Source organism: Paraburkholderia phytofirmans, assembly GCF_046028095.1.
GTDB classification, from domain to species: domain Bacteria; phylum Pseudomonadota; class Gammaproteobacteria; order Burkholderiales; family Burkholderiaceae; genus Paraburkholderia; species Paraburkholderia phytofirmans_A.
The window spans coordinates 35181-52844 of record NZ_JAQQDJ010000024.1 but is presented as its reverse complement, the minus strand read 5'-3'; the positions used below and the strand labels follow the sequence as shown (position 1 = coordinate 52844).

General features: G+C 63.7%; 17 protein-coding genes. 8 read left to right on the top strand and 9 right to left on the bottom strand.

What is annotated here, in order from left to right; genetic code table 11:
• Positions 1 to 293: 293 nt before the first annotated feature.
• The gene (locus PQR54_RS37350; RefSeq protein WP_408254891.1) at positions 294 to 743 is read left to right on the top strand and encodes an ester cyclase; all 450 of its coding nucleotides are present in this window, start codon (positions 294 to 296) and stop codon (positions 741 to 743) included.
• A gap of 215 nt (positions 744 to 958) precedes the next feature.
• Positions 959 to 1339: a DUF1090 domain-containing protein gene (locus tag PQR54_RS37345; protein WP_408254888.1), complete on the top strand. Its 381-nt coding sequence runs from the start codon at positions 959 to 961 to the stop codon at positions 1337 to 1339.
• Positions 1340 to 1346: 7 nt separating this feature from the next.
• On the opposite strand, the gene PQR54_RS37340 is transcribed toward PQR54_RS37345, so the two are convergent.
• The 9 genes from PQR54_RS37340 to PQR54_RS37300 all read right to left on the bottom strand — a co-directional run bounded on the left by PQR54_RS37340 (position 1347) and on the right by PQR54_RS37300 (position 11059).
• The gene (locus PQR54_RS37340) at positions 1347 to 2027 is read right to left on the bottom strand and encodes a hypothetical protein (RefSeq protein WP_408254886.1); all 681 of its coding nucleotides are present in this window, start codon (positions 2025 to 2027) and stop codon (positions 1347 to 1349) included.
• Positions 2024 to 3430, bottom strand: coding sequence for a selenium-binding protein SBP56-related protein (locus PQR54_RS37335; protein WP_408254884.1), 1407 nt, complete (start codon positions 3428 to 3430; stop codon positions 2024 to 2026). The genes PQR54_RS37340 and PQR54_RS37335 overlap by 4 nt, the downstream gene beginning before the upstream one ends.
• 314 nt (positions 3431 to 3744) lie before the next feature.
• Positions 3745 to 4623, bottom strand: a complete 879-nt coding sequence (locus tag PQR54_RS37330) for an ABC transporter permease (protein ID WP_408254882.1) — start codon at positions 4621 to 4623, stop codon at positions 3745 to 3747.
• Positions 4620 to 5450: an ABC transporter ATP-binding protein gene (locus tag PQR54_RS37325; RefSeq protein WP_408254879.1), complete on the bottom strand. Its 831-nt coding sequence runs from the start codon at positions 5448 to 5450 to the stop codon at positions 4620 to 4622. The genes PQR54_RS37330 and PQR54_RS37325 overlap by 4 nt, the downstream gene beginning before the upstream one ends.
• 70 nt (positions 5451 to 5520) lie before the next feature.
• Positions 5521 to 6573: an ABC transporter substrate-binding protein gene (locus tag PQR54_RS37320; RefSeq protein ID WP_408254876.1), complete on the bottom strand. Its 1053-nt coding sequence runs from the start codon at positions 6571 to 6573 to the stop codon at positions 5521 to 5523.
• Positions 6574 to 6621: 48 nt separating this feature from the next.
• On the bottom strand, positions 6622 to 7530 hold the full coding sequence (locus tag PQR54_RS37315; RefSeq protein ID WP_408254874.1) for a TauD/TfdA dioxygenase family protein: 909 nt from the start codon (positions 7528 to 7530) through the stop codon (positions 6622 to 6624).
• 184 nt (positions 7531 to 7714) lie between these two features.
• Complete coding sequence (locus PQR54_RS37310; protein ID WP_408254871.1) at positions 7715 to 8293, bottom strand: c-type cytochrome; 579 nt, start codon at positions 8291 to 8293, stop codon at positions 7715 to 7717.
• The gene (gene soxC / locus PQR54_RS37305) at positions 8286 to 9566 is read right to left on the bottom strand and encodes a sulfite dehydrogenase (protein ID WP_408254868.1); all 1281 of its coding nucleotides are present in this window, start codon (positions 9564 to 9566) and stop codon (positions 8286 to 8288) included. Before soxC ends, PQR54_RS37310 begins: the two co-directional genes overlap by 8 nt.
• Positions 9566 to 11059 (bottom strand): MFS transporter, encoded by a 1494-nt coding sequence (locus tag PQR54_RS37300; protein WP_408254865.1) that lies wholly within the window; start codon positions 11057 to 11059, stop codon positions 9566 to 9568. Before PQR54_RS37300 ends, soxC begins: the two co-directional genes overlap by 1 nt.
• A gap of 305 nt (positions 11060 to 11364) precedes the next feature.
• Here PQR54_RS37300 and PQR54_RS37295 point away from each other — a divergent pair, with 305 nt between their 5' ends.
• The 6 genes from PQR54_RS37295 (at position 11365) to PQR54_RS37270 (ending at position 17579) form a co-directional block, all read left to right on the top strand.
• Complete coding sequence (locus PQR54_RS37295; RefSeq protein ID WP_408254862.1) at positions 11365 to 12432, top strand: ABC transporter substrate-binding protein; 1068 nt, start codon at positions 11365 to 11367, stop codon at positions 12430 to 12432.
• Between the two features lie 18 nt (positions 12433 to 12450).
• Positions 12451 to 13311: an ABC transporter permease gene (locus tag PQR54_RS37290; RefSeq protein WP_408254860.1), complete on the top strand. Its 861-nt coding sequence runs from the start codon at positions 12451 to 12453 to the stop codon at positions 13309 to 13311.
• 45 nt (positions 13312 to 13356) lie between these two features.
• The gene (locus tag PQR54_RS37285) at positions 13357 to 14232 is read left to right on the top strand and encodes an ABC transporter permease (RefSeq protein WP_408254858.1); all 876 of its coding nucleotides are present in this window, start codon (positions 13357 to 13359) and stop codon (positions 14230 to 14232) included.
• 34 nt (positions 14233 to 14266) lie between these two features.
• Positions 14267 to 15142 (top strand): ABC transporter ATP-binding protein, encoded by an 876-nt coding sequence (locus PQR54_RS37280; RefSeq protein ID WP_408254855.1) that lies wholly within the window; start codon positions 14267 to 14269, stop codon positions 15140 to 15142.
• A 46-nt stretch (positions 15143 to 15188) separates the two neighbouring features.
• A complete protein-coding gene (locus tag PQR54_RS37275) occupies positions 15189 to 16562 on the top strand; it encodes an LLM class flavin-dependent oxidoreductase (protein ID WP_408254854.1) in 1374 nt (457 codons plus the stop codon).
• Between the two features lie 69 nt (positions 16563 to 16631).
• A complete protein-coding gene (locus PQR54_RS37270; RefSeq protein ID WP_408254852.1) occupies positions 16632 to 17579 on the top strand; it encodes a TauD/TfdA dioxygenase family protein in 948 nt (315 codons plus the stop codon).
• Positions 17580 to 17664 lie beyond the last annotated feature (85 nt).

The window sequence follows — 17664 nt, the reverse complement described above, 5'->3', positions numbered from 1 at the left end:
CGTTTCGGGCGGCGCCGGTTTCAACGAGGTCGGACCGCGCGCTGGCGAACCTGCTGTCGTGCAGGCGATCGGTTCATCCGGGCTGCGGATACAACGCTTCACCATGGCGATCTATTCCACGCTGCTTTGAAATCTCCTCGCGCGGCCATCGTCGCAATCCGGTCGGCAACCGCGTTCAACGCGAGTATTGCAGCAAGAAACGGAAGGCTGCCGACTGCCTGCGCCCATATTGTTCAGGCAGAGGGCAGCGATGGCGTTTCCCTCGTTCAACCACATTCAATGAGGAATTCACCATGTCCAGGGAAGATGACAACAAGGCCGTCGTGGGCCGCTGGTTTACCGACTTCTGGGGCAAGACCTGCAATCTCGACATCGTCGACGAACTCGCCGCGCCCGACATGCTTCTTCAATACTCGCTGCACGAACCGCGCCGTGGCCGCGACGACATCAAGGCTTTCATGAGCGGCTTTCGCGAAGCATTCCCGGACCTCAACTTCTGGGGCGCCGCCGATCTCATCGCCGAGGGGGACTATGTCGTCGGCCGTTGGGAAGGTGGCGGCACACACACGGGCCCGGCGTTCCGCGACTTCCTCGTCGGATCGTTGCCTGCGGCGACTGGCCGGACCATGCGCTTTACCGGCACGACCGTGTTACGGCTCAAAGACGGCATGATCGTTGAAGAAATCGGCCTCGACGACGGCGTCACCGCCCTGCAGCAACTCGGCCTCATCAAGCCGGCGTGATCGACGACGCGGTGCTTCTGGTATCGTTCAACGTCGCCACCTGCACCTGACGACACAACGGGCCGGTACACCCGGCCCGTTGTGTTGGAAGCTACATGCTGCCTTCGGCGCGAGGCAAAAACCCGTGAGCCGTGCAACGAGGATAAACTGGCCGGCCGAAAGTCACTGATCAAGCTGAAACGTCGAACAACAAAACCACTACTGTGAGGTCTCTCATGAAAACGACGCTCAAGGTATTCCTGCTCGGCATGGTTGTCTATCCGACGGTGTGTTCCGCTCAGGTCAACGGCTGCGATGCGAAGCGCAGTTCCATAGAGAAAGAAATCGCCTACGCGCAAACGCACGGCAATGCGAAGCGCGTCGATGGTCTCGAAACCGCGCTCGCCCAGATGAACGCGAACTGCACGGATGCCGTGCTGCGCAGCGACGCGCAACGCAAGGTGAGCGCTTCGCAAAAGAAACTCGCCGAACGCGAGCACGATTTGCAGGAAGCGAAGGCCAACGGCAAGAGCGCGAAGAAAATCGCCGAGCGGCAACGCAAGGTCGACGAGGCCCACGCGGAGCTTGAAAGAGTGCTGACGCAAGCGTCGCAGTAATGCCCGCTCACACCTCGCCGACCACCGCCGCATTGAGCGCCAGCGAGAGCGCGCCAACCAGAACAAGACTCAGCGCCCACACCGCGTCCAGATTGAACCAGCTGCGCGACACGAACTTCAACCCCAGGTAACGATAGACCAGCCAGGCCAGAAGCCCACCGGCAACCATCATCGCGCAGGCATGCACGCCCGAAACGAGCAGCGCCATGCCGAGATTGGCTTCGATCAGGCTTTGCGCGGCCCGATGCCCTCGATCCATGTCATAAGCGCTACACAGCCCGAGATAGATCGGCACGAGCATCAGTCCGGCGCCATGCGCAATGGCAACCGCGAACGACCACAGCGTGAGCCGTGACGGCGGAATTCGCACAAGGACACGCGGATGGCGTCGCCGGATCAGCAGAAACACGCCGAAGCCGATCACGAGCAGACTGGCGCCGACCTGTATCGCGCGCTGCCAGGCGAGCAGGATGGTCAGCATGGCGAACGGCAGCATCACCAGTAACACGGCCAGCACGTGCCCGAGCGCGAGATAGACGAGCGCGCTGAGCAGCGCTCGCGCGCGCCGCTCCATCAGACCGCTCGACACGGCGAGCGGCCAGCCCATCGCCGGGTTGATCCCGTGATAGAGACCGCTCGCCAGAATGGCCAGCCACAGGCCGGTCTGCGACCAGCCTGCCCCGATCAAACGCCCACCGACGGGTAACAGAACGAATCGGTCGAGCAGTCTCCGCCTTCCAGCCGGATCTGATGAGCCCGGTATCCGTCCGGAAACGTCACCCAGTAGTCATCGGCCAACGTGAGCCCACCACCGGGTTCGGCCCGCGCCATGACCTGCGCCGCCGGCACGCCGTCCGGGTAGAACTGGTTGTCCCACGTCGAATAGAGCGAGTTGGTCCAGTAGACGCGCTTGCCGTCGCGGCTGATCTCCACCATCTGCGGGCCGCCCGCGAAGGTCTTGCCGTTCGTATGCGGCGTGCGCCGTGCGATCCCGCCGATATGAACCGAGCCCGTGAGCTTCGGCTTGCGGGGTTCCGTCACGTCGTACTGGCGCATCTCGCCGGTGCCCCAGCAGGCGACGTACAGGAATTTGTCGTCGATGGAGAGATCGATGTCCGTGACGAGCGGCGGCACCGCGCCGAAACCCTGCAGCAACGGCGGCAACTGTTCGGTGGCTGCCGGCTCGGGCGGAATGGTGGCGGTCTTCTCGATGTGAAACTCGCCCCCTTCGCGCCACCATGTCCAGATCGAGCCTTCCAGATTCGTCGTATCGACCACCACGCCGATAAAACCGTATTCGCGGCTCGGATCGTGCGCGGGCCGCACTTCGAGCGCCATCTGATGGTTCGCGCCGAGGTCGAGCGTCTGCACGTTGCGCCGGCCCCGCAGATCCCAGAAGTGGATCCGGTGCCCGTATTTGTTCGACAGCAGATCCTCGGGGACGATGCCGTTCTCGAATTGCGGCGGCAACGCCCATTCGCTCGACACCATATAGTCGCGCGGCAGATTCCACCAGAAATCGTAGTGCTTCTCCTGCAACCCGCGATCGATCTCCCAGCGGCCCAGCACCTCGAACGTTTCGCAATCCATGATAAAGATGCCGGGCGGCCCGTCGGTGCCATCTTTCCCTGCGCCGCCCAGCGTGCTGACGTAAATCCCCTCCGGCCCGCAGTGAATGGTATGCGGCCGGGAGTAGCCGGTTTTGCGGAAAATTTCCTCGGGCTCGATGATCTTGTGAATTTTTGCCTGCGTCGGATGCGGATGGGTGTCCACGATATAGATGCGCGAAGACCGCATGCCCGGAATGATCAGATAGCGTCGCTGGAGGAAAGCGTGGCCGGTCAGCGGCGAGAGTGACGACGAGCAGGCGTTCCAGCCGAAATGATGGAACTCGTCCCCCTTGTACGGCACCGGCACGGTGTGAACCACCTGGCTGTAGGTGGGCGAGCCGGGCTTAACGTCGATCACGGCGAGCGCGTCGGGCTGCGAGAAGTCGGGGCTGAGAAGCACCGTGTAGGCGTACTCTTCCGCGGGCGCCTCCATCGCGAGTTTCGGTGACGCGTGGAACGTGGGATCTGGGCGCATACCCATGGCGAGCTCTCCTTGTCTAACCGGTTCGGGACCAGGGCGTTCGCGTATTCACCGTCACGGACGGGCCGCTCGCCTTGTTACGGAACATCGTGTGTCAATGAGATGCACGGCCCCCGTTGGCGCGGCGGACCGTGGCGCAGCTTTAGATTTGTAGTCCACGGCGGCAGCGAGAGCAACCGGGAGTTTTCGCCAACTTTTTTTGTGCGGCGCAGCGTCAGTCGTAGGCACGCGCCCTGCCGCACTATCGTACTCGTCAACGCGATGCGCCGCCGCTCGTCCCGAACGGCGCGCGCGGTCAGTGCCCTGAAGATCCGTTAGTGCTGCACGCCCCAGCGTCGCACGGTCACGCGTTCGAGCGTATCGAACACCAGGTGTTCAATCAGCAAGCCGATCACGATCACCGCGGCGAGGCCCGCGAAAACGCGGTCCGTATACAGCTCATTGCGATTCTGGAAGATGTACCAGCCGAGGCCGCCGCTGCCTGAACTCGCACCGAACACGAGTTCGGCGGCAATCAAGGTGCGCCAGGCAAACGCCCAGCCCACCCGCAAGCCCGCCAGAATCGCCGGCAACGCCGCCGGCACCAGAATCAGCAGCACGTGGCGCATGCCGGTGAGCCCGTAGTTGCGGCCCGTCATGCGCAGCGTCGCCGGCACCGATTGAAAACCGGAATAGGTGTTCAGCGCGAGCGGCCAGAGCACCGAATGCACCAGCACGAACAACAGGCTGCCGGTGCCGAGGCCGAACCACAGCAACGCGAGCGGCAACAGCGCGATCGAGGGCAACGGGTTGAACATCGCCGTCAGCATCGACAGGACGTCGCGGCCCAGACGCGTCGACACCGCGAGCGACGTCAGCACGAAGGCGAGCGCCGCGCCGAGCAGATAGCCGCGCAGCAGCACGGACATCGACACGGCGGTTTTCTGCAGCAGTTCGCCGGACCACACGCCTTGCACGAACGCACTGAACGTCGCGCCGAAGGTGGGCAGCAGCAGATCGTTGTCGATCGCGCGCGCGGCGATTTCCCAGATGCCGATCAACACCAGCGCAATCAGCGTCTTGCGCAACCAGCTCTGCGCGAAAATGCGCTTGCCGAGCGGCAGCGGCGCTTCGAGCACGAGTTCGCCGAGCGGTTCGAGCGGACGCTCATACTCCTCGCGAACCGGCGGCAGCAAAGTGGCGGGAGAATTCATTGCCCAGCCTCCGTCTCTTCAAACAACAGATGATGAATACGCGCGACGCTGCGCTGAAAATCGCTGCGCCCGAAACTGTCCTGCGAATATTGATGGCTATTGAGCTCCGCGCGCACGCGGCCTGGATGCGGCGACAGCAACAGAATGCGATTGCCCACCACCAACGCTTCCTCGATCGAATGCGTGACGAACAGCAAGGTGAAGTTCACTTCCTCCCACAGACGCAGCAGTTCTTCCTGCATCTTGCGGCGAGTCAGCGCGTCGAGCGCGGCGAAGGGTTCGTCCATCAGCAGCACGCGCGGCTGCATGGCCAGCGCGCGGGCAATCGCGACGCGCTGCTTCATGCCGCCCGACAACGTATGCGGATAAGCATTCGCAAACGACGCCAGCCCGACTTTCTCCAGATAATGCAGCGCCCGCTCGTTGGCCTCGGCGCGTGAGAGCTTCTTCGCGACACGCAACGGAAAGGCCACGTTCTGCAGCACCGTCTTCCACGGCGGCAACTGGTCGAACTCCTGGAACACGACAATGCGATCGGCGCCTGGACCGCGCACAATCTGGCCGTCGAGCAAGATGCTGCCCGACGTCGGCTCGATAAAACCGGCTACCGCCTTGAGCAAAGTGGACTTGCCGCAACCGGACGGTCCCAGCAGCACGAAACGGTCGCCGCCGTAGACGTCGAAACTCACGTCGTGGGTCGCGCGCACGATCCGCTCGCGCGTGCGGTATTCGAGGTTGACGTTTTCGACCGCGAGCAGTTTTTCGCTGGTCGCCGGCGCGGCCGCTTCAGCCTGGTTCGGAAACAGCACAGTAGGATTGGCCACCATCAGATCGCTCCCTGTAAGCCGACCACTCGGGCCGTTAAATATCCGGCGATGCTCGCGTATGTCTTCATGTTCAGCTTCCGGTGGCGGTCGCCGGGTCGTCGAAGAAATAATCCTTCCAGGACTTCGGTTCGTTCTTGATCACGCCGACGCGATGCATGAACTGCGCGAGCCCGAAGGTGTTTTGCGGCGCGACCTTGAACTGCACCTGCGGATCCTTGATGACCTTCAGCAGCAGATTGCGGTCGATCTTCGACTGATTCGTGCGGATGTAGATATCGGCCGCGGCATCGGGATTCGCCGTGATGAAGCGCGCGGCGTCGGCCAGTGCGTCGACGAATGCGCGATACGTCTTCGGATTGTTATCGCGGAATTTTTCCGTCGCGTACAGGACGGTCGCCGAACTCGGGCCGCCCAGCACATCGTAGGAATTCAGCACGATGTGCGCCTTCGGATTGCCCGCCAGCTCCTGCTCCTGAAACGGCGGATTGCCGAAGTGGCCGGTGATTTCCGTGCCGCCCGCGATGATCGCCGCTGCCGCGTCGGGATGCGGCAGCGCCTGCGTGAACTTGTCGAGGCGGTTGTAATCCTTGTCGCCCCAACGTTTCGCCGCCGCGTATTGCAGCACGCGCGATTGCACCGACACGTTGACGGCCGGCACCGCGATGCGGTCCTTCTCGGTGAAGTCGGCAATCGTCTTGACGTCGGGGTTGTTGCTGATCAGGTAATACGGCAGATTGCCGAGCGAGGCCACGCCCTTCACATTCTGCTTGCCATGCGTGCGATCCCAGATCGTCAGCAAGGGGCCGACGCCCGCGCCGGCGATATCCACCGCGCCGGAGAGCAGCGCGTCGTTCACGGCGCCGCCGCCCGACAGCTTGACCCAGTCGACCTTGATATCGAGTCCCTGCTTGCGCCCTTCCTTCTCGACGAACTGCTGGTCGCGCGCCACGTTCAGCAGCAGATAGACGATGCCGAACTGCTCGGCCACGCGAATCTGCCCTTCGGCACGCGCGGGCACGGCTGCGCCGAGACCGGCCAGCGCCGTCGATACAGTCAGCAGCGTCGCGGTCAAACGGCGAGCAAAAGACGACCGCGCAGCGGTCGGGCGAAACATGGCGAGCATCGGAACTCCGGTCAGCGTGTGATGGTAGTAAAGCGGGCTGCGTTGCCGTCAGAACGGCACGTCGCCTTCAATCGTCGTGCGATACAGCTTGCGGCGCAGATGGTCCGGCGTGCCGGCTGCGAGATGCATCAACGAGCGGTTGTCCCAGAACACCATGTCGTGTTCGGCCCATTGATGCCGGTACAAATGTTCCGGCCGCACGCTATGCGCGAAGAGTTCATCGAGTAATTGTTTGCTCTCGTCTTCCGGCAAACCGATCACGCGGGTCGTGAAATGTTCGCCGACAAAGAGCGCCTTGCGTCCGGTCTCCGGATGCGTGCGCACGATCGGATGCACCACCGGCTTGACCTGCGCGATCTGCTCGGCGGAGAGGTTCGGGCGCCACGGGCTGCGTTTTTGCAGCTCGGCGTATTTCGCGAGATACGTGTGTTCCGCCGAACGTCCTTCCACGGCGGCACGCAGATGCGCGGGCAGCGTGTCGTACGCCAGATGCATGTTGGCGAACAACGTATCGCCGCCTTCCGAAGGCAATTCCTGCGCGTGCAGCAGCGAGCCGAGGCTTGGCTTCTCCTTGTACGACAGGTCGGAATGCCAGTAGTGACCGGCATCGCCGAGACCGATCGGCTGGCCGTTCTCGAGGATGTTGGAGACGATCAGCACTTCCGGATAGCCGTTCAACTGGAACTGATGCAGCACATGAATCTGCAGCGGACCGAAGCGGCGGCTGAAGGCGATCTGCTGATCCGGCGTGATGCGTTGATCGCGAAACACCAGCACGTGATGATCCAGATGCGCGCGGTGAATGCGGCGGAAATCGTCGTCGTTCAGCGGCTGGCTGAGGTCGAGGCCCAGCACTTCCGCGCCGACGGGGGCGTCGAAAGCGCGAATCTGGATGGGCTGGGCTGGATGAGCGTGGCCAGTCGCGCTGGCGGCGGTGGGTGCAAAGGCAGTCGTCACAGGAAACTCTTGGTCGAATCTGTTCGGAAACGCCGGCAAGGGCGCAGTCAGACGAATTTACCGGCGCGCGCGCACGCCGACAACGAAGCAAATCCGATACTGATATCTGCTGGAGTGATAAACCCGATGCTTTAACGCGTTGCGGGCAGCCAGCCGATTCCTGATGTGTCCCCGCAAGGCACCGTCAAAGCCGCCCAGGACGCGGATCGGCGACGAAACCGTCGCGATTGGGCATGACCACGCGCGGCAGCGAAGCCGCGTCGAGCCGCGTATTCGCCGGCACGATGCCGTTCTGGTTGAGCAGGTATGCGCTGAGCGCGTACACCTCGTCGGGGGAAAGCGATTCGGGCGCGGTGTAGGGCATCGCGCGGCGGATGTAGTCGAACAGCGTGGTCGCATACGGCCAGTAACTGCCCACGGTGCGTTTCGGCTTCGCGCTCGTCAACGTGCCCTGCCCGCCTATCAGCTGATCGCCGAGCCCGCCCTGACCCCGCGCGCCGTGGCACGCCGCGCATTTCGCGGCGAAGATGTGCGCGCCCGTGGCGACGTCGCCGCTGCCCGCCGGCAGGCCGCGGCCATCCGGCGCGACGTCGATGTTCCAGGCGGCGAGGTCTTGCGCGGTAAGCGGCGTGCCGATGTCGTGGTTCGCCTCGGCGTTGCGCGCCGACGGCGCCACCGATGAACACGACGTCAGCGCCGTCAGCGACAGCAGCGCGGTCAGCGCGACACGAACGGACTTGCACCGGAAAAGCGCCTCACGCATTACGCACCTCGCCGCTTGCCTCGACGCGCCATTGCTGAATCGCGTTGTAGTGATATTGCGAGTTGAGACCGCGCGCAGCGACGAGTTCGGCGCGCGTCGGCTGCACGTAGCCGGTCGAATCGGTGGCGCGCGAGAGGATCGCGGCCGCGCCGCCGTCCCAACGCCAGTCCGCCTCGAAGCGCGTCAACGCGCGATCATGAAGCGCGCCGACCAGACGCGCAGCGCGCCACGTCGTGCCGCCATCGGTCGAGACTTCGACCTTGCGAACCGTGCCGCGCCCGGACCACGCGAGGCCGGTGATCGGGTAATAACCGTGGGTGGTGAGGCGATGCCCGGGTGACGGCCGCGTGATCACCGACTTCGCATCCATCTCGAACGCGAACTGACGCGCGGTGCCGTTGGCGAGCAGGCTGGTGTACTTCGAGGTTTCCTCGCGCGTTTGCAACGGCGCGTCGACCACCTTCAGCCGACGCAGCCACTTGACGTTGGTATTGCCTTCGAAGCCGGGGACGATCAGCCGCAACGGATAACCATTCTCCGGGCGTAAGCGTTCACCGTTTTGCGCGTAGACCACGAGCGCGCGGTCGAGTATCCGTTCGAGCGGCAAACTGCGCGTCATCGCAGCGGCGTCGGCGCCCTCCGCCAGCAACCAGCCGCCCTGTATTCCGCTTTCGGAGACCGATACGCCGCCCACTTCTTCGAGCAAGGTGGAAAGACGCACGCCGGTCCATTCGCAGCACGACAGCAGACCATGCGTGAGTTGCACCGGCATGCCGCTCGGCCCGTTCCATTCATTGCCGGTATTGCCGGAGCATTCGAGAAAATGAATGCGCGATTCGGATGGCAGACGCAGCAGGTCGTCCATCGTGAAGAGTTTCGGCGTGCGCACGAGTCCGTGAATCGCCAGCCTGTGCTGATCGGGATCGATATCGGGCACGCCGCCGTGATGACGTTCGTAGACGAGACCATTGGGCGTGAGCGTGCCGTGCAATTCGGCGAGCGGCGTCATCGACGAAGCCGCGCCGGGCAGCGGCCACGCGCGTGCGCTGCGCCGTACGACATCCGCCTCATGCGTCGACGGCACGCCGTACGGATGCTCCAATATCGGTGCGCCGGGCACGCGACTCGACGGCGCGACCTCGAGCGGTTTGAGCAATTCACCTGCCGCCGCGGCCTGCGAGGCAACGAGGCTGCCGAATGCAAGACGGCCAAGCACTCGACGGCGAGCGCGCGACGGCGGCGGCGAATCCGGCTGGGCGATACGCGAGGACATTAACGCGTTCCCGCCAACGCCGGCTCGACGTCGTAATCTTCGCCGTCGATGTCGTAGCCCGACGGCTCCCAACGAATCACCAGCAACGTGAGCAGCGAACTCAGCGGCGCGATTGCGATCAGCCAGAACACCTTCGTACCGAGCGCGGCGGCCAGCACCGGAAAGAGAAACAGCGAGACCGTCGAGGCGGAACGCACCAGCGTCTGATTGAAACCCACACCGATTCCGCGCAACGACGTGGGATAGCTCAGCGACGCATAGGTCATCGAATGGGAGCCGGGTCCGAAACCTTGGCCGAACAGATAGCCGCCGAGCAGGAGGATCGCCACTACGACGAGCGCGCCGCTGCTGGGTTTACCGATCAGCGCGAGGCCGATCAGCGAGGCGAACTGCAGCGCGTGTCCGAGCACCGTCATTTTCCATGCGCCGATAGTGGGCGCGGTACGCACGCCGATCAGCCCACCGACGAACGCAAATGCCAGGTTCAGCGCCAGCGCGGCGATGATCGTCGTGAGCGGCCCTTGATGAAAGAAGCTGGTGATGATCACCGGCAAGCCGAAGATGATCGCGTTGTAGCCGAACGAAGAGGCGCTGCCGATCACCGCGGCGAGAATCGTGCGGCGGCGATACGTTGCGTTGAAGAGCACGCCGTAGTTGCGCCATGAAGCGGCACGCGGCGCTTTAACCGGTGCGTCGCTTTTCTCGACCACGGCATCCACGCCGTACGAACGTTTCAGGATGCGCGCGGCCTCGTCGAGATTGCCCTGATTCGCTGCCCAAACCGGCGATTCGCTGATATAGCGGCTGCGCACCAGAATGATCGCGATGGCGGGCACGGCGCCGAACGCGAGCGTCAGACGCCACAGCCAGCCAAGCTGATGCTCCGGCAGAATTGCATAGAGCCCGAGAATCAGCAGATAGCAGGTGCTCGTGGCGGCATACCAGGCGGGGCACCACGCGGCGACGCTGGCTGCCTTGTTGCCCTTGCCCGCTACGCGCGAGAACTCCGCGAGAAACGCCATCGCCACCGGCAGATCGAGACCGACGCCGAAACCCATCAGAAAGCGCGCGCCGCCGAGCACCCACGCATTCGGAGCGAGACCGGCGGCGATCGCCGCGACCACGAAGAACAGCATGTCGGCCATGAACACGCGATAACGACCGATACGGTCCGTCAGATAACCGCCGAACAGCGCGCCGAGAATCGCCCCAAAAGTAATGGCCGATGAAACGAAACCCACCTGTACTGGCGACAGCGAGAACTGCCGCGCGATGTCCTTGATACCGTAAGCGAGCGAGGTCAGATCGTAAGCATCCAGAAAGACGCCGCCTAGCGCGATCGCAATCACGATGCGCGCATTGCTGCCCTTCGCGGCGCCGGCGTTGACGATGCGTGAAACGTCTTGCGCGCTGCGAATGACGGCGGGCCGCGCCGCGCTGTCGGCGGGCGTTTGAGTGTCGACGGTGGTCGGCGGAAAGGCAACAGTGGACATGATCCGGACTTCGCATGAATGGCTGAAGCGTTGCATGGTAGCCATCCGCTACACGCCGGCAAAACGACGAATTTAACTATGCAAATCGGGATTTCCGCGCTTGCTTCGCAGCGCGCCATGTAGCGGTGCTATGGGCAGCACGGTTCGCACTTCTGCAGATTTTCTTATCTGCAATGATTGGTTGGATTCGAGCGCACGCGAATCTAACGTGTAGTTCCTGCGGCAGGCGACCTGCGGCAGGCGATCCGGCTATCCGCCAACCCGAGCTTTTACAGCCACTCCCACTCATCGATTGGTATTTGCGCATGCGCTATTTCCGTCTGCTGAAGTCTTTCGTCGCCGTGGCGACCCTCTCGCTTGCCGCGGTTCACGCCTATGCCGACAAGCCCGCGGTGATCCGTATCGGCGTCGCGCAGCAAGGCACGGGCGATCCGCCCACCTTCGGCGGCTCGCCGGCGGCCACCGTGCAATTGCAGCAGTCGCTGGAAAAGGAATTCGCCGCCGACGGCATCATGGTCGAGTGGCTGTTCTTCAAGGGCGCCGGTCCGGCGGTCAACGAGGCAATCGCCGACAAGTCGCTCGACTTCGCCTTCCAGGGCGATCTGCCTGCCGTGCTCGCCCGCGCCAACGGCCTGAAAACGCACCTGTTACTCGCCTCGGGCGTGCGCACCGGCATCAAGGTGGCGGTACCCACCGATTCGGATGTGCATTCGATCAAGGACCTGAAAGGCCGGCGCGTGTCGATCTTTCGCGGCACCAATCTGCAACTCGTCGCCGACAACGCGCTCGCCGCCAATCAGTTGAACGAACGCGATCTGCGCGTGATCAATCTGGACACGGCCAGCTCGCTCGCGGCGCTGGCCTCCAAGGGCATCGACGCGTCGGTCAACGATTACCACGTGTACAAGCTGCGCGATCAAGGCCTCGCGAAGGTGGTCTACGAATCGCAGAACGACGGTCCGCAATTCACGCGGCAGTCGCATCTGCTCGTGGTCGATGACTTCGATCATGCGCATCCGGACATCGTGCAGCGCGTCGTCAACGTGTTCGTGCAAGGCGCGCAATGGTCCTCCGACGAAGCGAACCGCGATGCGCTCTTCAAACTGTGGGCCAAAAGCGGCGTGCCCTATTCGTCGTGGCAGGCCGAGTTCGCCAATCAGAAGTTGAAGGACCGCAACTCGCCGTTGATCGATCCGTTCATCGTGGGGCGCTACAAAGCCGTCGCAACGGATGCGCTGAACCTGAAACTGATCCGCCAGCCGGTCGAGGTCGATGGCTGGTTTGAAACGAAATATCTCGACAACGCGCTGCGCACGCAAAAGCTCGATCACTACTGGACGCGTTACGACGCCGCCGGCAAACCGCTCAGCTAACCCACCGGAGCGACCACGATGAGCGAAACCGCAATCCACGTCGAACGCGAACGGCTCGCGTCGTCAAGTACGCCGCAAACGTCTCACGTTCCGCTGTTTCGCGAGCCGCGCCTGCGCGCGCTCGCGTGGCGGCTCGCTCCGTGGGTGTTGCCCGCGCTGCTGTTCGCACTGTGGGCCGTGGGTTGCGAACGCGGCTGGATCGCCCCGCAGATTCTGCCGCCACCCGAGCGCGTGTTCGAGACGCTGGTCGAATTGGCGAGAAGCGGCGACCTCGCGCGCAATACGCTGGTCAGCCTGCAGCGCGTGCTGCTCGGTTTCGGCGCGGGTACGCTGCTCGGTTTCGCGCTCGGCGCGGCCTTGGGGCTATCACGCACGCTCGAAGCTTATGTGCTGCCCAGCTTCAATGCGCTGGTGCAGATTCCGGTGCTCGGGTGGCTGCCGTTTTTGCTGTTGCTCGTGGGCGTGGGCGAACCGCTCAAATACATTCTGATCGCGCACGCGGCACTCGTGCCGGTCACATTGAGCACGCTGCAGGGATTCCGTCAGACACCCGCCGCGTTGAACGAAGTCGCGCGCGTGTTCGAGTACAACGGCTGGCAACGGATCGTTTATCTGGTGCTGCCCGCCGCGGTGCCGACGCTCGCCACCGGCGTGCGGCTCGCGTTCACCAAAGCCTGGCTCGCGCTGGTGGTCGTCGAACTCGTGGCGTCTTCCGAAGGACTCGGCTATCTGATCGTCTACGGACGGCAACTCTTCCAACTCGATCTGGTGATGGCGTCGGTGGTCGTGGTCGGCGCGATCGGTTACGCGGTGAATCGCGCGCTCGATGCGCTCGAAGCGCGCCTGCGGCGCGGCCAGCCATCAGCATTTCGCGAGTGATCGCATGAACGACGCACACATGGCGCCACACGCGAGGAAACTACGATGACACTCTTCAAGCGTTCCAGTCAGCCCGAAGAACAGTCCGCCGACGCATCCTGCGATTGCAGCGCGCCCGCTTCGTTCCGACGCGCGGCCCAACCGCGCCGCCCGCTGCTGACACGGGTCGACTGGCGTGGCGCCGTTTTGCCCGTCGTCGCGATTGCGATCTGGTGGGCCGTTTCGGCAGCGCACGTGAGCAAAAGCGGACTGCTCGTCAGCCCGGCGCAGGTTCTCGCCACCGCATGGCAGCAGATCGAAAGCGGCGCGCTTTTCAAGGCACTTTCAGCATCGCTCGCGCGCGAAGCGAGCGGCTTCGTGATCGGCACGCTGGGTGGCCTGCTGCTCGGCAGCGCGCTCGGTTTCTCGCGTCTCGCGACGCGCATGATCGGACCGAGTTTCGACACCTTCAAACAGATCTCGCTATTTGCGTGGATCCCGTTGATTTCCGTGTGGTTCGGTCTGGGCGACGTGGCGAAGGTCGTGTTCCTCTCTCTCGCCGCGCTTCTGCCCGTCACCGCGCACACTTGCGACGGCATCCACGCGGTGCCGCGCGCCTATATCGAAGTCGCGCGCGCCTTTCGTTACTCGCGATGGCAGCTCATCCGCGCCGTGATTCTGCCGGCCGCGCTGCCGTCGATTTTCACCGGCATCTATCTCGCCCTGATCTATTCGTGGCTCGCCACGCTCGGCGCTGAATACCTGCTGGTGGCCGGCAGCGGCATCGGCAACACGCTGATCGACGGCAGCGAGCAGTTCCGCATGGATCTGGTGCTGTTCGGCGTGATCGTGATCGGCGTGACGGGCTGGGCGTTGAATGCGCTGGCGCGCGCCGTGGAACGGGCGATCTTTGCGCGCCGGTTGCAGTCGGCCACGCGCTGAACCTGTAGATGAACCTTCACTCTCCGGACCGCTCATGACTTCTTCCACGCTCTCCGACAGCATCGACATCCTTCACGTCAGCAAGCACTACGCACAGCAAGGCGGCACGCCGCTCGCGGTGCTCGACGACATCAGCCTGCGCGTGCGCGCCGGCGAGTTCGTCAGCGTGCTCGGTTCGAGCGGTTGCGGCAAATCCACGCTGCTGCGATTGATCGCGGGACTCGACACCGACTACAGCGGCGAGATCGTCGTCGCGGGCGACCAGGTGCGCGATACGTCGCTCGAACGCGGCATCGTGTTCCAGGATCACCGGCTGTTTCCGTGGCTCACGGCGTCGCAAAACATTCTTGCCGCGCTGCGTAACGCGCCGCTTTCCGCACGCGAGAAACGCGAAGCCGTGGCCGAGCATATTGAACTGGTCGGGCTCAAGGGCTTTGAAAATTCGTACCCGCATCAATTGTCCGGCGGCATGGCGCAGCGCGTGGCGATTGCGCGCGGCCTCGTGAATCGTCCGCGCGTGCTGCTGCTCGACGAGCCGTTCGGCGCGCTCGACGCGCTCACGCGTGGCCGTTTGCAGAACGAGTTGCAGCGCATCTGGGAACACGAACGCATCACCATGATCCTCGTCACGCACGACGTGGACGAAGCGCTCTACCTCGGCGACCGCGTCGTCACGATGGCGCCGCGGCCTGGCCGCATCAAACGGATCGTCGATGTGGCGTTGCCGCGTCCGCGCGAGCGCAACGACCCACGCTTCATCCGCTTGCGCGACGAAGTGCTGGCCGACTTCGCCGAGCACGACGGCGCGCGACGTGAATCACGCGATGGTCGCGGTGACGATGAGCCGCACGACCGCACGCGCATTCCAGTAGCGAGCCCGCCGATCACGGAATGGCGGCTCGCATGGTGAGGCATGCGCTCTCCCCCACATACAACGAAACTTCATGGAGCAGACGATGAGCGGCGAACAACAGCCGAAGCGGCAGATCAGATTGGGCGCCTTCCTGATGGAGACAGGCCATCACATCGCCGCATGGCGGCATCCCGATGCGCATGCGAGCGGCGGGCTCGACTTCGCGCACTACGCGGAACTCGCGCAGATCGCCGAGCGCGCCAAATTCGACGCGATTTTTTTCGCCGACAGCGTGAGCGTACGCGACACCCATCTGCCTTCGCTGTCCCGCACCGCGCGTGCCGATCATTTCGAACCGCTGACCTTGCTGTCGGCACTCTCGGTCGTGACGAAACACGTCGGCCTGATCGCGACGGTCTCCACGACATTCAACGAACCCTATAACCTCGCGCGCAAATTCGCTTCGCTCGATCATCTGAGCGGCGGCCGTTCGGGCTGGAATCTCGTCACGTCGAGCACGGAATCCGAAGCGCTCAATTTCAGTTTCGAGCGCCATCCGGAGCACGCGGTCCGCTACGAGCGCGCGCGCGAGTTCTACGACGTGGTGGCGGGCCTGTGGGACAGCTGGGAAGACGATGCGTTTCTGCGCGACAAGGAGAGCGGCGTCTACTTCGATCCGGACAAGCTGCACGTGCTCGGCCATGCGGGCAAGCACTTCAAGGTGCGCGGGCCGCTGAACGTCGCGCGCTCGCCGCAGGGCTGGCCGGTCGTCGTGCAAGCCGGCGCGTCCGAAGCCGGGCGCGAGCTCGCCGCGCAAACCGCGGAGGTGATCTTCGTCGCGCATCAGACGCTCGAAGAAGCGCAGTCGTTCTATCGCGACGTCAAGGGGCGGCTCGCGAAATATGGGCGCGCGCCGGATCATCTGAAGATCATGCCGGGCATTTTCCCGATTGTCGGCCGCACGCAGGAAGAAGCCGAGGAAAAATTCGCCGCGCTGCAGGACCTGATTCATCCGACCGTCGGTCTCTCGCTGCTGTCGAATATGTCGGGCGGTGTCGATCTCTCGCAGTATCCCGTCGACGGGCCGTTGCCTGAATTGCCGGAAACGAACGGCGGCAAGAGCCGTCAACGGCTGCTATTCGACCTCGCGCGGCGCGAGAACCTGACGATTCGCGATCTGTATCTGCGCATCGCGGGGGCGCGTGGGCATCAGCAGGTGGTCGGCACGCCAAAGAGCATTGCGGACCAGTTGCAGCAATGGTTCGAAGAAGAAGGTGCCGATGGTTTCAACATCATGTCGCCCTGGTTGCCGGGCGGCTTGACGGAATTCGCTGAACTGGTCGTGCCGGAGTTGCAACGGCGCGGACTGTTCCGCACGGAATACGAGGGCAGCACGCTGCGCGAAAACCTCGGACTGCCGCGCCCTGTGAATCGTTATACGTCAGCGACGCAGCAGGTAGCCGCGATAGCAAGCTGATCTGGCGACGGCATGCACGCCGCCGGACACCATCTTTTCACAAAGACATCAGGACATCAGGAGCCTTTCATGAGTGCAGCCGCAGTGCAGGACGTACAGTCGATTCAGGTCACGCCGCTTGCCGCGCATACCGGCGCGGAAATCCACGGCGTCGATCTCACGCAGAAGCTCGACGCGCGGCAGATCGCGGAGATTCGCGCCGCGCTGCTGAAGTGGCGCGTCGTTTTCTTTCGCGAGCAGTTCCTCACGCACGAGCAGCACGTCGCGTTCTCGGCGCAGTTCGGCGAACTGACCTTGGGGCATCCGGTGTTCGGTCACGTGGACGGTCATCCGGAGGTCTACTCGATTTCGAAGTACCGCAAAGCCACGCGTTTCGAGGGACAAACGCTGCAACGCCCGTGGACCGGCTGGCACACGGACGTGACGGCCGCGCTCAATCCGCCGTGGGCGTCGATCCTGCGCGGCGTGACGATTCCGCCTTATGGCGGCGACACGCAGTGGACCAACCTGGTGGCTGCCTATCAGAAGCTTTCCGCGCCGCTGCGTGCGTTCGTCGACGGGCTGCGCGGGTTGCACCGTTTCACGCCGCCGGCCGGCGCGAGCGGCACGGAAGCGTTCAACAAAGCCGTCGAGCAACGCACGCTCGTCACCGAACATCCGCTGGTCAGAGTTCATCCGGAAACAGGCGAGCGGGCGCTCTATGTGAGCCCGAGTTTCCTGAAGTCGATTGTCGGCGTGAGCCCGCGCGAAAGCCAGGTGTTGCTCGAACTGCTCTGGGAACATGTCACGCGGCCGGAGTTTACCGTGCGCTTCAAATGGGAGGCAGGCAGCGTCGCGTTCTGGGACAACCAGGCGACGGCACATCTCGCGCCCACGGATATTTTCGATCTCGACTTCGACCGGCAACTGTATCGCACGACGCTCGTCGGCGACGTGCCCGTTGGTCCGGACGGCGCGCAGTCGGTGGCGCTTGAAGGCTCGCCGGTAAGCGCCGCCGCGGCCGTCGCGTTGAACTGAGGCGACCTCACCACCTCTGTCGAAGCACCGCGTCCGCGCGGCACGCTCCCCCCACTCGACGCGCCCCATGCTTGCGGCTATCTTA

Coding starts and splice junctions, on each gene's coding strand:
- PQR54_RS37350 (WP_408254891.1), top strand. CDS start 294: ATGTCCAGGGAAGATGACAACAAGGCCGTCGTGGGCCGCTGGTTTACC.
- PQR54_RS37345 (WP_408254888.1), top strand. CDS start 959: ATGAAAACGACGCTCAAGGTATTCCTGCTCGGCATGGTTGTCTATCCG.
- PQR54_RS37335 (WP_408254884.1), bottom strand. CDS start 3,430: ATGGGTATGCGCCCAGATCCCACGTTCCACGCGTCACCGAAACTCGCG.
- PQR54_RS37330 (WP_408254882.1), bottom strand. CDS start 4,623: ATGAATTCTCCCGCCACTTTGCTGCCGCCGGTTCGCGAGGAGTATGAG.
- PQR54_RS37325 (WP_408254879.1), bottom strand. CDS start 5,450: ATGGTGGCCAATCCTACTGTGCTGTTTCCGAACCAGGCTGAAGCGGCC.
- PQR54_RS37320 (WP_408254876.1), bottom strand. CDS start 6,573: ATGCTCGCCATGTTTCGCCCGACCGCTGCGCGGTCGTCTTTTGCTCGC.
- PQR54_RS37310 (WP_408254871.1), bottom strand. CDS start 8,293: ATGCGTGAGGCGCTTTTCCGGTGCAAGTCCGTTCGTGTCGCGCTGACC.
- soxC (WP_408254868.1), bottom strand. CDS start 9,566: ATGTCCTCGCGTATCGCCCAGCCGGATTCGCCGCCGCCGTCGCGCGCT.
- PQR54_RS37300 (WP_408254865.1), bottom strand. CDS start 11,059: ATGTCCACTGTTGCCTTTCCGCCGACCACCGTCGACACTCAAACGCCC.
- PQR54_RS37295 (WP_408254862.1), top strand. CDS start 11,365: ATGCGCTATTTCCGTCTGCTGAAGTCTTTCGTCGCCGTGGCGACCCTC.
- PQR54_RS37290 (WP_408254860.1), top strand. CDS start 12,451: ATGAGCGAAACCGCAATCCACGTCGAACGCGAACGGCTCGCGTCGTCA.
- PQR54_RS37285 (WP_408254858.1), top strand. CDS start 13,357: ATGACACTCTTCAAGCGTTCCAGTCAGCCCGAAGAACAGTCCGCCGAC.
- PQR54_RS37280 (WP_408254855.1), top strand. CDS start 14,267: ATGACTTCTTCCACGCTCTCCGACAGCATCGACATCCTTCACGTCAGC.
- PQR54_RS37275 (WP_408254854.1), top strand. CDS start 15,189: ATGAGCGGCGAACAACAGCCGAAGCGGCAGATCAGATTGGGCGCCTTC.
- PQR54_RS37270 (WP_408254852.1), top strand. CDS start 16,632: ATGAGTGCAGCCGCAGTGCAGGACGTACAGTCGATTCAGGTCACGCCG.